This is a genomic window from Halomarina halobia, assembly GCF_029338575.1.
GTDB lineage: Archaea > Halobacteriota > Halobacteria > Halobacteriales > Haloarculaceae > Halomarina > Halomarina halobia.
Window position 1 is genome coordinate 991,331 of sequence record NZ_CP119993.1, and the last position, 12,652, is coordinate 1,003,982.

A 12,652-nucleotide genomic window follows, 5' to 3' on the forward strand; every position below is an offset into this window, starting at 1 on the left:
ATCGCCCTGTGAGTTGGTGTTCGGTACGAGATTAATTGTCGGAGAGATGAGCGAATTGAGTTTTCTTGATGAGCCGGCGGTGGACCGTTTCGCTCTGTGACGAGCAAAATGGACAACCTGGCAAGCATGGACGGTCGTATGCCAATGGGGATTCGGCAAAGGTCGAGAACATATCTAATTCGACGAAGTTTTTCGTTACCGGATAGTCGGGGAGCGTGAGCTTCACCAGTTCGCCCGCGAGTAGTGCTCCGGCCATGACCGAGACAAAAGGAAGAGCGGCATCGGCCTGTTCTGCATCCTCCGTGGTGGCTGGAGTATTGGTAACCGGAGCAGTGGCACACTCCGGATCGAACCCTGGATCGTCCGGCGGGAAGTGACACAGGAGGCACGGGTCGACGATTGGAATATGCCGGCGAACATAGACCCGGGAGCCACCGGTCGTCGTGTGAACCATGACCGGTGGGCGATTGAACTGAATGGATGCCCGGACATCGTGCTCATTGGCAACCGGGATGACCACATCAGGGGTGTCGGCCTGCCCTGTGTCCACGAATTCATCATAGGGCATATGGTGGCCGGTCGCCGGGACGTGGCCTGCGAGATACTCTTCACCAGCTGCCGGTTTCGCCGTCTTGGCCGTGGCCTGCTGCGCGGTGAAGATCGGTGAGCGGTTGAGATTCGCGTATTCGATGTCGTCAAAATCCACGAGGTCAAAGTGCGCATGAACCGGGAGCATTCGCAGGAAGTAGAGCAAGGCGGAGCCGACGGACCCGACGCCGATCAGGTGGACGTCACCTAGCCGCACCGACTCAGGGAGCGCTGGCCGGTGGGCTTGTTCCGTCGGGGGTAGCGCCTCAAGGCCGAACGCATCAAAAGTATACCCGTTCGTGGGATGGACCCGTGACAGCTGCGCGATGATTTTGAACACTTCGGCCACCGCGAGACACGCGCCAACGGCCGGCCCGATCGGGTTTGCTTTACGGGCATCGAACGGTTGCAGGGGTGCATTCCGGGTGATTCGGGCCTGCCACCCACTGACATCGAGGTGGACTGTTGGATCGATCGGGGTTCCGGTGGTTCCCAGGGCGATAGCAGCGTCGTATTCGGCAGGTGACCAAGTTTGCTCGGGGTTGAATGCGCCGAACGGGTTGGCCGCCGTCATCTCGTGATTGAGCCGATCAGGGAGCCGCTCCTGTGAGACCCGGAGCTGTTCGTGAAGGGGGACAGCGGGGACCTGGAGATCGACGTTGCGAGCAAATCGGCTGAGCACGTTGCCGAGCGTAAGCATAGCGACCTGGCCGGCGTACGTGGTGGCGATATCGGTGTCAGCCGTTACCAGCAGCTTGGCGTTCTGGTAGTACGTCTCCTCCCCCAGATCGGTCAGAACGGTGTCCGTTCGGTCGTCCCGACGGCGGTAGAACTCGTCTTCTGAAAGCGGGATGGTCATGGGTTCCGGGTATCAATGTACTGCGGCGGTGATGTTATCGTTCGAAAGGTCTGGGCCACCTCTGTTGAGTCGAGCTGCTTGAATTCGGTGTCCTCGAACCGGTGAACGCCGCAGTCGGTGAGAGGTTGAACACCGTTAGCCGCATAGTCTGGAACAACGATCGAGTAAAACCCGTCGTATACCAGGTTCGGCCCGTCGTCCTTATCTGAATGGCCGGTCCACGATCCTGGGTGACTATGTACGCGAGCCAGCAGCTGGAGATCATGGTCGTGCACCGCTTCGACGATACGCGCATACGCGCCTGCAGAGACATCGAACCGGCCGGGACCGGTCTCGGCAGTCGGGACGAGACAGGAGAGGACCACCACGGTGTCGAGAGATGGAACAGTAGTTCCGGCCCAGTAGACCACGCCCTCGTGTTCCTCGGTCGCCGGAGAATGCGACCGTAGCCCACGTCGGGTATGTGTGTAGATCGCTTCCGGGACGAGGACGTGCGCCGGCCACGAGGGCGCTGCGTCCGCGGAGGTGGACCGGGATCCGAGGCGGAAAACCGACCGGAGACGGGTCAGCACGCTCATGGTTACGCTTGCAACCGCCCTTGATACGATTCGGGATCGTTCATGCGGCGGTATAGCAGGAGCAGGATACTCCCGAGCGTCGTATAGTCGCCCGCCTCACGTTTCCACGCCGCCATCGACCAGTCGTTATGCGCGTTGGTGTCCTGGTACAGCTTCCGGTTGAACTGGTGACACCAAGCCGGCCCTTTTGGGTAGCACAGGTTGGGGGACGTGCCGCGGTCATCGAAGTAGGCGGCCGGAACACCGCGCTCACCCGTGTCGGGATGGATCATCTCGACGTACGGAGGCTCCTCGTCGTAGTTCGTGCACTCAAGTTCGACGAGATACACCTCGCTGTCGAGCTGGCTCTCCATGGTGACCGTCATCACGAGGTCGTCCAGCGCGGCGTCGACCGCCCAGTCGAGGTCCGCGGCGAGTTCGTCCACCGTGTTTTTTTCGTCCCGCAGAAGTTCACGGGTGACGGCCGCACCGACCGTCATACGCCCCCATCGTTGGTGCTGAGGATCACGGTCGCCCCGTCCAGGTCGTAGCTCACGAGCGGACGCTGCTGGTCGAGCGGGGTGCCGTCGTGGACGAAGGTCGGGTTGTTGCCGGTTAGGCCGAAGTCGTCCGCGGCCTCCTGGGCGGCGTCTCCGACCGTGGTCTCCTGCGGGAACGTGAACTCTTGGGGGTCGTCGCCTCGCCCGCTCTTCACGGTCAGGGTGACGGAGGTCTGTTCGTCGGGCCGGTCGTTCTGTGCTGGGTTGTTTGAACCCATACACGTCCAGAGAGGTCACATTGATTAAAGTATTTCGGGTCGATAGAGTGATTAGAGTTGATAGCGCCGCCAGACGTAACAGAGTTTTTATGGCCAGTCATGCTGCTATCTTTTGTAGAGGTGAACACGGACATGTCTGAGGACATCATTTCATCAATAAAACAGGAGATGGAAGGCGGTGGGAATTGGCCCTATGCGATCGATGGCCATCAGCTCGTACAGAACCCATTCGCCGAGAACTGGCCGGACAATCGTTTGTTTGCGGGATACGAAGATGAGCTCCGGCAACTGCAAAAGAACATCCAACGGAACGTCAACACCTTCATCACAGGACCGTTCGGGACTGGGAAGACCATCCTAACCCGGGTGATGTACGATATCCTAGCAGACATTGAGGGGTATCAACCGGTATTCATCCACGTGCAGAAAGGCCGGTTCAGCAAGACCATGGCAAAAAATATCTTGCGCGAGTTAGACGTTGACTTTGATTCGACTGCCAGTCAGAGCGACCTGTATGATCAGGTCATGCAGAAGATGGAACATCACTACGAAGAGGGGATTCGAACCGTGATCTTCTATGACGAAGTCATCGCGGGCAGTGACGGAACCCTGCGACAAATTCTGCACCTCCAGCGCGACGTCGATGACTGGGAACCGGTTCTAGTGTTCAATGGCACGACGCACATGCTGGACCGCATCCATGCCAAGATAGAACCCTTGGCCGACCGGATCGGGGATGAAATCAAACTCACGGGCCTAGATGCAGAGAGCACACTCGATCTCGTCAACAAACGGCTACGGTATTACTGCTCCCGAAGCGAGTGGCGCGATGGACCCGGCTGCACTCACGATGAGGGGGACGTGACGCCATTCACTACCGAGAGCATCGAACTCGTCCATCAGGACATTACCCCGTATCCCCGCCATCTCTGCCGGGAGTTCAACGCGATCCTAGAGGAGGCTGCTGAAACCGAACAAGCTCAGATCAACTTCGAGTTTACTGAAGCGTTCCTTGAACGGTCCGCCGCCCGAAAGATCGAGGCGATAGGCGATGAAGAGGCGATGACGATCCTTGACTTCTTGGCCACCGAGGGACCCAACAGTATCAATGCAATCTCAGAGGGATTGAGCATGAGCTCGTACACTGTCGAAGAACGGCTCGATATGCTGGAGAAAAACGGCCTGGTGCGCGCGACGAAAATGGGCCGTGGTATCCAGTACAAGCTGACAGAATTGGCACGGAAAGAACTCAGCGGCCAACGCAAATCATAAGTTATGGATAGTATTTCAAGATCAGAACTCGCACGATTGCTTGGTGATCAGGAGCTGGGTGAGGAAGCCTACTTTTTGGAAATCCTCAGCCGCTGGGACAGTCTCCGTATTCTCGATTACCTGTTCACAGAAGGTCCATCATCGACCGGCGAAATCGCCCGCGGGATTAATATGGATATGCGCGAAGTCCGCGATACGCTCAACGCACTTGCAGACATTGGGCTCATTGACTCACAGGGAACCACAGACCAAACCACAGTCTGGAAACCGGTGGTTCGAGGCCTACACATCACCATCACATCCGATAGCGGATTAGGGATATCTCATACGACAAACCACGCTCATCAGGATCACGATGAATCAGTTTCATCTCACAATTCCGCAGACGGGTTTTTTTCGAGAGTCGGGAAACGTCTAGATTCCTACCTGCAGCGATTATGATTTTCGAAGCTGACTACAAGTCTGGAGAGCTAACGATCACTGTCGAACGAGTGGACGAGTCCTGAAAACCAACCGTCAGAGCAGGTTTTTCGAGCGCCAGCGATGGGTGCCGGCGCAGCAGGGGCGAGCAAGCAACGATCCCCGGAGCGTCGGCGCTTCGAGGTGTTCGAGATGCACATGGTGAGTTACGCCCTCGTAGAGGCATCGACCCACGACGACGCCCTGGCCACCGGAAAGACGGTGTTCGACCGCCTGGTCGGCGCGGACCCACACGCTGGCGCCGTCTTCGACTACTACGTGACTTTCAACGAGGAGGACACGTCCGTTGCGGGGAAGGCGCGATGGGTGAACTCCCGACTGCAGCCCCCATCGACTCCGATGACGGCCAGGATCTTCTCGAGCGTGGCTGGGAGGCGACGAAGAAGGAGTTCGAGCAAAACCTCGATCGAGTGAAGGAAGCCATCGACGAGCTCTCCGACGAGGCGATCATGCGCGACGAGGACCTTGCCCGGCACGCCTTCCACCAGGTCGGTGCGTACGACGGCCCGACGATCTTCCTGTACACCAAACACGGAACCGGCATTCGCCACCGGGGACAGCTGGATCGGCTCCTCGAAGAGAGTGAGGAGCTCTGGATCGTGCCCGCTGACGTCCACTTTTAAACAATGTCCAGAATCACCAACTGGCGACGCAAGAGCCGATCACCGCCCCTTGGGTATTGGAACACCGAGACTGGAGCGCGAGCCGTCCTGCATCGAGCACCTGACTCCTACCGGTACAAATGGCGTGCGACAATTCTCGTCGACGGCTATCCTGTCTGGTCGCGGGGATACGAGGCGAAGGGCGCGAAGTCGTTCCGTGACGAGTTCCGGGAGCGGCCTGCTCCGGAACTCAGCTGTCCTGAGTGTCCGAATGACGACGTTCGCGTCGGCGAGAAGTCAGCAGATGGGGCGAAAAGTCCAGCGGTGGTACGACTGCCCCGACTGTGGGTACCAAGCCCCCTCACACATCGTCTACGGCGCCGAACGATGAGTGAATGAGCGGTGGGCGCTGTTTTTCGGCCGGGCACGAGGTGGTGGCCCGGGACGGCCGGGTTAGTCAACCAATGACCCTTGAAGTACTTGACCGACACAGTGAGGCACTGTTCGAGTTCCTCTGGTGCCCCGTCTGCGGGCAGGAGGTCTTCACCCACATCCCGTTCGAGGGGGTGTTCTGCAAGCACTGCAACACGCAGGTTGAACTCCAAGAATCACATGAGGATCGTGGCTACGAGGAAGCCGTCCTCGCCTGCTTCGATACCGACACGGCCTGGAATCTCCACGTCGACGAAAAACATCGTCGCGACCTGCCTGACGGGTCGGCGAGGGTGAAGATTCTCGGCGCACCGGGTGCCTACGAGATCGACTGGTGGAGTCCCGAACCCAGCGAGGACTGGGAACCGGTCGAGCGCGGTAAGTTCGACGACATCGAAGAACCTGCTGAGGTGTCTCACTTAGCGTAAGGAGAGGTGTTCGGTGGGCAGTTTTTCACCCCCTGAGGGGTGCGGGGGGTGTTCGAACGAGCACTCCTCGAACAGAACTATGAGTGGAATTAGTGATCCACAGCCGATCGAAGAGTCACGCACCTCGAATGAGACCGACATCGTCTACGTCGGCTACCGCCGGCGAGGCCGCTCCATCGTCGAGAAACAGCCCGGTCAGGAACAACTCACACCCGATCGGAGTCTCGAGCTAGCGAACCACAGTCCCTCCGGATTCAGCTGGGGATACAACGGTAGTGGTCCGGCCCAACTCGCGCTCGCACTCCTGCTCGATTACACCGGCGACGAGGAGGTCGCACTGGCGGAGTACATGGGGTTCAAAACCGAGGCCGTGAGCCAGTTGGAGTGTACAGAACCAGACGGCTGTTGGCGACTCACAGGACACGAGATAGATGCGGCCCTTCGTGAGGCCGTCGACGAGCCGGTCGCACCGTCCGTCAACTAACAGTCAGAGAGCAATCTATGTCAGAACACACACAGCAGTCCCGTACGAACGCAGAATCGACCGAGAACCGTGAGCAACAGACACCGACCGAGTACGTCGAGCGAAGCGACGTCGGCGTCTCCCTCACGGTGAAGCTCAAACGCGGAACCGGAACCAGGGATCAGGAGGAGGTGATCGCGAAAGCGAAAGGCAAGACGCTCGAAGAGGCCCGCGAGGACATGGAGACGCTTCGGGAGTACATCCACGACCTCGCCGAGGACGCTCGCCAGATCCAACCAGGAGACGACGAGTAGCGAGCGGGTGCTGTTTTTCGTCGCCTCAGGAGGCGTGGAGGCGACCAGGAGTGAGCGACACAGGAGAGCACGATCCAGATTCGAGCGAACTGTCCCCAGCACAGCGTCTCGACCCACCGAATACACGACTCATCAACGCCGGCATAACGACGATCAACGACATGGAAACACTGCGAGCGTGCGTTGCCTATGAGAACGCTCACCAGCAACGCGTCCAGATCCTCCGACGGCTCGATGACCGTGCCAGCGAGCTTCGGTCAGAAGATACCTGAATGGACGCTCACGGGCTGTTTGTCGACGCCGTCAGGGGTAGAGGCTTCGAACTAGATGAGCGACCGACCCGAGATTGAGCTTCAGCAACAGACGGCGTTCAGTGAGGACGGCCAGCTCGAACTGGCCGAGACGAGCGTCGAGACCTCGCTTGAGGACTTCGGCGCAGACGTCGATCATCGCGACCGAGACTCCCGGCTCGATCGACCCGAAGCAAGTGACTTCGGCGTCGACGACCGGCCAGAAGTAACGCAGTCCTCAACAGGAGATCAGTCTACGCTCTTCGCGGATACTGACGCCGACCAACAGACGCTCACAGGTGACGAGGCAGCGATGCACTGCCTTTTCGGGGATTAACCAACACGCAGTCTTGTTCCCGAATTTCGTTGGTTAATACTAGCGAGGTCTGTCGTGCCCCGGAGAGCCCTGCGGGGCGACGGAGTCCCGCAGGAGACTCCTCATGGCCATTCACGACAGCGCAGACCCAGTTAGCAACAGTTCTACTGAGACACACTCTGACGCCCGGCAAGCGGCGTACGTGGCGTTCCTCCATCGGGTTCCGTTTGCGATTGATGCGCTGACCCTCGGCTTCCTCCCTGGGTTTCGCGAGGATTGCACGTATCAGCAGTCGCAATTCGAGACCCTCGAGTGCCCGGTCGGAATGCTCGATAACGATTTTCGGAACCCTGATCTCGACCGGTACGTCGATCGGGTGCTCGAGTACGAGCCCAACGTGGGTATCATCGGTGACGCCTACGATGCTTCGGAAGCACAGAGGTACGTCGACACGATTCGAGAGCTCCAGGGGAGTCTGCCCGAGACGGAGTTCATCATCGTCCCGAAATGCCGGGCCGCCATTGAGGCGGTTCCCGACGATATTGTGCTTGGCTACTCGCGAGGCTACGCGGACACACTTGCACACGAGTTCTCCGACCCCGTCGATTGGCGGGGCCGTCGGGTCCACATCCTTGGTGGCAGTCCACCCAAGCAACTCGAAGTCGTGGAGCAACTCACCCAACCAACGCTGACGGGGGACCCGCCGGCCGACATCGTCGGCCTCGACTGGAATGGTCTGCATCGCGGGGCGCAGTTCGGCGAGTTCTGGACGGCCGACGGCTGGGACGACAGTGGTCGTGACGCCGACCACGTCACGGTCCGGAAGACGGTCCGGCATAGCCTCAGCCGGCTCAAAGAATTCTGGCAGGACCACGGCGTCTGGCCCGATTCGACACCCCAGGCGGACGAGACTGAACTCACCTATTCCGGGCCCACGCCAAGCGATATCGAGAGCGCGGCGTGTACCGAGTGCCGCGCCAACGTCTGGACGACTGATCGTGGCCCATACGTCGCCGAGTATGGTACGAGCGAAGTCTGTGGGTACTGCTGCTATGAGTGCTACTTCTCGCACCGGCATCGGAACAACCTTGAGGAGATTGCCGGTGATCGGAGCGTCTATCTCCCGTCTGCCTGATACAGCGACCTGTTTTTCGCGCCCTCCGGAGAGTGCGAGGGCGTGCTAAATCAGGCTCTCAGAGATGGTGATTTCCGTGAGCCAACAACAGAATGCGAACGACGTCTCGATCGATGCAATTCCAGTCGACGTAGCGAACAGCCAATCAGCCGGGGTCGAACCAGAAGATGTTCCCGAGGAAATCCGGTCGATTACGCAGGCGCTCGCGACCGAGCAGCCACCGACGAATCCACTTGTCGTCCTGAAGGCAGCTCGCTGGTGGTATATCCACGGCAAGGGCGGTACTGATCCGGTGTTCCAGTGGGCCATCGAGTGGGCACGCCACCTCGCGACTGACACGCCCAGCGACGTCGACCAGTTCGATTCATTTCTCGACTACCTCGTCACAGTCGGCTTCGCTGATGAGAAAGCCGCCCTCCGGTAACCGCCGTCACGAGGTTTTTATGCGCCGTCAGGGGTGCGGCGCGGGCTGAAGTGAAGCGATCGCAGGAAGGCGACTTTCAGAATATCATGGCTACGACGAGCGACTCGTCGGCCTCCTTCGAGGAGACCGACACGCGAACAGACGAGATGCACAGTACGATTGAAGCATGGATCGACGAACTCGTTGGCGACATTGATGCGGCGCAGGCTAGCGATGAGTTCCAAGAGTGGCTCGACGTCCAGAGTCGTTTCCACGACTACTCCCATCGCAACACGCTGCTCATCAAACTCCAGTGTCCCGAGGCAACGAAGGTCGCTGGCTTCAACACCTGGCGGAATGAGTTCGACCGGCACGTCCAGGAGGGCGAGCAGGCAATCTGGATTTGGGCACCGATTATTACGAAGCAGTGCCCCGAATGCGAGAATTCGCCCAGTTACCACGAGCAATGCGACTGTGACTACGACGAGACGCCTCCCGAAGAGTGGTCGAAAGGGCTCGTGGGATTCAAACCGACCGCTGTCTTCGATATCTCCCAGACCGAGGGAGAGCCGCTTCCCGAGATAGAAACGGAGGCGACAGGCGACGCAGAGGACCTCGTACCCACACTCACAGCAGCAGCGGATTCGCTCGGCGTGACGGTTCGCATCGTCGACGCCGACGAGTGGGTGCACGGCGAGGCGAAGGGCGTCTGCAAACAGCGAAGCCTCCACGACCTTCGACCAGTGGTCGAGGCGAAAGCCCGCGCGAACCAAGCCGACCTCGCGGTCACGTTGCTTCACGAGTACGCCCATGCGCTGCTCCATTTCGACGTCGACGATGAGGACGAACGGTCGAAGCGCGAAGTCGAAGCGGAAGCCGTCGCATACATCGTTGGTCGATTTTTCGGACTGGATACGAGTGGATCTGCGTTCTACCTTGCAGCGTGGGAAACTGACGACGCCGAGGTCGTTCACGAGCGTCTTGGCCGTATCAGCCGGACGGCAGCAGAGCTCATCGAGCTCCTTGCCGAGTGAACTGGCGCTAACTCCCGGCAGCCGTCTTCTCTAACGCGCTTGATCGCTCGCTGTCGTACGGTCCGGTTTTTCAGCCCTAGAAGGGTGCAGGGCGCGCTCACGAGAGACGTGCGCTGCAGATGATCACGGAATGGCGACTCATCTGCTGACCCAACTTGAGCCGACGACACGGACGATCAAACGCGCGCAGTACGAAGCGTTCGAATTCCAACTCCGGTCTGACGGTATCCTCGTCCGGAATGGAAGTCACGCCACGCCGGAGGAGCACGAGTATCTTGTGCGGATGCACGACGGCGTCCCGGTGAGATGCAACTGTCCAGCCGATCGGACGTATTCGGGCGCCTGTAAGCACCGCATTGCGGTGGCGATTCGACAGCCAGTCTTGCAGGCAGCGACCGAGAGAGAGATCATACCCGATGGTGGGACGCTTGGATCGGTGGCTGATGTCGACCAGGCCGAGGAGGCAGAGGACATCGAGGAGTGTGCCTGCGCGGGCCTCAACGATGCGTTTCCGTGCAGGGAATGCTACCAGACGGGAAAGCGGTCACTCCCGGAGTAGCGAGTCGGAATGTTCGTACTGAGCAGACTCAGGAGACAGCGAGTACCGCATCACGCCGACGAGTTTTTCAGCCCCTGATGGGGTGAGGGGCGCTCAGACGTGCTGCGTCCCTCGACAAGTCGGTGAGATCAGACCAATGGCGACGAGGGACATCTACGAGACTGGTTTCGACGAGGATGTACAGCATGGTACAACAACTGACTGCCCGGAGTGCAGTGGTCAGGTACAGACGACGGCGATCGAAACCGTCTGTGAAGACTGTGGGCTGGTGATTGATGAACAGCAGATCGATCACGGCCCGGAGTGGCGCTTCTTCGCAGACGACGAGACGACCCGTGAACGGACCGGTGCACCACTCACGCCGGCACGACACGATCGTGGGCTCTCGACGACGATCGGGCGGAAGCGTGACGGTCGTGGACGGACGCTGAGCGGGGCGAAACAGCGCCAGCTCGGCCGGCTTCGCCGTGAGCAGACATGGGCGCGCTGGCAGTCGACGGCCGATCAGAATCTCGCCCACGGCCTGGGCGAGGTGCGACGGATTGCGAGCGCTCTCGACTTTGGGACGTCGATCCGTGACCAGGCGTGTACGCTCTTCCGGAGTGCTCAGAACGAGGATCTCCTCCGGGGGCGATCGATCGAAGCGATCGCCGCGGCAAGCGTCTATGGTGCGTGTCGGTGCAACGGCCTTTCCCGAACGCTCGAAGAGACCGACGCGGTCGCTCGGTGTGAGCGGTCAGAGCTAACGACGGCATATAACACGCTGAACAGCGAATTGGGCCTTCCAGCCCAGCCGGTTACGCCGCGAGCGTTTCTTCCGAAGCTTGCCTCGGACCTCGACCTTCGTGACCGAATCCGTCACCGAGCGCGTGAACTCGCAGAGGTGGCTGCGGAGGCCGGGATCTCGAATGGGAGTCATCCAGCAGGCGTAGCTGCCGCCTGTCTCTATACTACTGCCCAGGAATGCGAGTGGAGTGTGACACAGACGCGCGTTGCAGAGGCAGCAGACGTCTCGACGGTAACGCTACGAACCCATTATGAAGCGATCATCGACGCGCTTGCACGGGGGGATGTCACAAGATAACGTGCGACGATGCGACAATCGATTTACGCTCCGTCGAGCAGGTCACGCTCTCGACGAACCAGTAATACTGCGTCCTCCCAGAACCCACTTGGGAGGACGCCACCCTGTTCGGTCGTTACGGCAAACGACTGATAGCGCTAAAGATAGTGTACGTTCCAGCAAACGTGAACGCGACAGTTGTCGTTATCAATCCCGTGCGTGGAATAGTGATCGACAAATGGTCAGTTACAAACGAGAGTGGATCGATCTGAATCCCAGTAGCTAACCATTCCGACACGATCCGATCGCGGACTCTTATTCAGTCATTCGTCTGATTCCGGTCCGATCAACAGCGTATCCCCGACCAGGGCTAGCATTGCTCGTCGTATTCGCTCGGACAGTGCTTGATGCGAGATGCTGAGCTCGTCCGCCAGCTTTCCCAACTGTATGTCGCGTGGGACCTCGAAATAGCCTTGTTTGGCGGCCTCGGTGAGTGCCTCGTACTGCTCTTCGGTAAGTCCGTACCGACCGACTGGCTCCCCGTCAAGCTCACGGATCGCATCAATATCGAACGACAAGCCGTTGGACTCACAGTACTCAGTTGTCCTCGAGACGGATTCACGAGTCGGATAGAATATTCGCAGGTACCATATCTCCGGCCCCGTAGGCGGCAGTCACTGTCGCTTCCGAGTCGGTGAGTATCTGGAAGACTAGCTGTACGCGATAGATCCATTCCATTCGATAGAACAAATCGCCGTCGAGATCTAACAGGAGCGAAGGATCGGTGACGCTCGGATCGCGTTCGAACGTCTCATCAACCACGTCGGGCGCGGCTCCGCGTACCCACAAGACTGGCATCACTGCATTTTCACCACTCTCGACGATCTGTTCGACCTCGAACTCGACATCTGGGAGGGTCGCCAGCGAGTCTCGAAGCGCAAACTCCTCCGCCGGAAGCGTGCCAGTGACAATCGTTGCCATCGTACTGAGACATCGAAAAGCGTACCGCAAAGCGCTGTCGGTCCGGGAGATGTTCAGCTTAAAATTTCTAGGAGAGTGCCTTGTTGAGACGCAGAACC

18 protein-coding genes and 2 pseudogenes are annotated in these 12,652 nt (G+C 59.2%); 14 read left to right on the forward strand and 6 right to left on the reverse strand.

The window, feature by feature from the left end:
- Positions 1 to 31: 31 nt before the first annotated feature.
- From P1K31_RS20040 to P1K31_RS20055, 4 genes are all read right to left on the reverse strand, one after another.
- Positions 32 to 1,447 (reverse strand): ThiF family adenylyltransferase, encoded by a 1,416-nt coding sequence (locus P1K31_RS20040; RefSeq protein WP_276306122.1) that lies wholly within the window; start codon positions 1,445 to 1,447, stop codon positions 32 to 34.
- A complete protein-coding gene (locus P1K31_RS20045; protein ID WP_276306123.1) occupies positions 1,444 to 1,857 on the reverse strand; it encodes a hypothetical protein in 414 nt (137 codons plus the stop codon). The genes P1K31_RS20040 and P1K31_RS20045 overlap by 4 nt, the downstream gene beginning before the upstream one ends.
- A 170-nt stretch (positions 1,858 to 2,027) precedes the next feature.
- A complete protein-coding gene (locus P1K31_RS20050) occupies positions 2,028 to 2,504 on the reverse strand; it encodes a hypothetical protein (protein WP_276306124.1) in 477 nt (158 codons plus the stop codon).
- Positions 2,501 to 2,782, reverse strand: coding sequence for a hypothetical protein (locus tag P1K31_RS20055; protein WP_276306125.1), 282 nt, complete (start codon positions 2,780 to 2,782; stop codon positions 2,501 to 2,503). The genes P1K31_RS20050 and P1K31_RS20055 overlap by 4 nt, the downstream gene beginning before the upstream one ends.
- 132 nt (positions 2,783 to 2,914) lie before the next feature.
- Here P1K31_RS20055 and P1K31_RS20060 point away from each other — a divergent pair, with 132 nt between their 5' ends.
- The 14 genes and pseudogenes from P1K31_RS20060 (at position 2,915) to P1K31_RS20120 (ending at position 11,594) form a co-directional block, all read left to right on the forward strand.
- Positions 2,915 to 4,054 (forward strand): AAA family ATPase, encoded by a 1,140-nt coding sequence (locus P1K31_RS20060; RefSeq protein WP_276306126.1) that lies wholly within the window; start codon positions 2,915 to 2,917, stop codon positions 4,052 to 4,054.
- A 3-nt stretch (positions 4,055 to 4,057) separates the two neighbouring features.
- Positions 4,058 to 4,495, forward strand: coding sequence for a winged helix-turn-helix domain-containing protein (locus P1K31_RS21985; RefSeq protein WP_368410900.1), 438 nt, complete (start codon positions 4,058 to 4,060; stop codon positions 4,493 to 4,495).
- 177 nt (positions 4,496 to 4,672) lie between these two features.
- Positions 4,673 to 5,157, forward strand: a pseudogene (locus P1K31_RS20065) (DUF7995 family protein).
- Positions 5,158 to 5,160: 3 nt separating this feature from the next.
- A pseudogene (locus P1K31_RS20070) lies at positions 5,161 to 5,527 on the forward strand (DUF7568 family protein).
- Positions 5,528 to 5,600: 73 nt separating this feature from the next.
- Positions 5,601 to 5,996 (forward strand): DUF7567 family protein, encoded by a 396-nt coding sequence (locus tag P1K31_RS20075; RefSeq protein WP_276306127.1) that lies wholly within the window; start codon positions 5,601 to 5,603, stop codon positions 5,994 to 5,996.
- 79 nt (positions 5,997 to 6,075) lie between these two features.
- Positions 6,076 to 6,480, forward strand: a complete 405-nt coding sequence (locus tag P1K31_RS20080) for a DUF6166 domain-containing protein (RefSeq protein ID WP_276306128.1) — start codon at positions 6,076 to 6,078, stop codon at positions 6,478 to 6,480.
- A 17-nt stretch (positions 6,481 to 6,497) separates the two neighbouring features.
- Complete coding sequence (locus P1K31_RS20085) at positions 6,498 to 6,773, forward strand: DUF7389 domain-containing protein (RefSeq protein WP_276306129.1); 276 nt, start codon at positions 6,498 to 6,500, stop codon at positions 6,771 to 6,773.
- Positions 6,774 to 6,823: 50 nt separating this feature from the next.
- Entirely contained in the window at positions 6,824 to 7,045 is a 222-nt protein-coding gene (locus tag P1K31_RS20090) for a DUF8129 domain-containing protein (protein WP_276306130.1), read from the forward strand.
- A gap of 55 nt (positions 7,046 to 7,100) precedes the next feature.
- On the forward strand, positions 7,101 to 7,400 hold the full coding sequence (locus P1K31_RS20095; protein WP_276306131.1) for a hypothetical protein: 300 nt from the start codon (positions 7,101 to 7,103) through the stop codon (positions 7,398 to 7,400).
- 103 nt (positions 7,401 to 7,503) lie between these two features.
- Positions 7,504 to 8,514, forward strand: a complete 1,011-nt coding sequence (locus P1K31_RS20100) for a DUF6610 family protein (RefSeq protein WP_276306132.1) — start codon at positions 7,504 to 7,506, stop codon at positions 8,512 to 8,514.
- A gap of 76 nt (positions 8,515 to 8,590) precedes the next feature.
- A complete protein-coding gene (locus P1K31_RS20105; protein WP_276306133.1) occupies positions 8,591 to 8,938 on the forward strand; it encodes a DUF8013 domain-containing protein in 348 nt (115 codons plus the stop codon).
- A gap of 86 nt (positions 8,939 to 9,024) precedes the next feature.
- Positions 9,025 to 9,951 (forward strand): ArdC-like ssDNA-binding domain-containing protein, encoded by a 927-nt coding sequence (locus P1K31_RS20110; protein WP_276306747.1) that lies wholly within the window; start codon positions 9,025 to 9,027, stop codon positions 9,949 to 9,951.
- Between the two features lie 130 nt (positions 9,952 to 10,081).
- Complete coding sequence (locus P1K31_RS20115; RefSeq protein WP_276306134.1) at positions 10,082 to 10,510, forward strand: SWIM zinc finger family protein; 429 nt, start codon at positions 10,082 to 10,084, stop codon at positions 10,508 to 10,510.
- 136 nt (positions 10,511 to 10,646) lie between these two features.
- Entirely contained in the window at positions 10,647 to 11,594 is a 948-nt protein-coding gene (locus tag P1K31_RS20120; protein ID WP_276306135.1) for a transcription initiation factor IIB, read from the forward strand.
- Between the two features lie 302 nt (positions 11,595 to 11,896).
- Here the strand turns inward: P1K31_RS20120 and P1K31_RS21990 are convergent, their stop codons facing one another.
- Positions 11,897 to 12,151, reverse strand: coding sequence for a helix-turn-helix domain-containing protein (locus tag P1K31_RS21990; protein WP_368410901.1), 255 nt, complete (start codon positions 12,149 to 12,151; stop codon positions 11,897 to 11,899).
- A 40-nt stretch (positions 12,152 to 12,191) separates the two neighbouring features.
- Complete coding sequence (locus P1K31_RS21995; protein WP_368410902.1) at positions 12,192 to 12,554, reverse strand: bacterio-opsin activator domain-containing protein; 363 nt, start codon at positions 12,552 to 12,554, stop codon at positions 12,192 to 12,194.
- Positions 12,555 to 12,652: the final 98 nt, after the last annotated feature.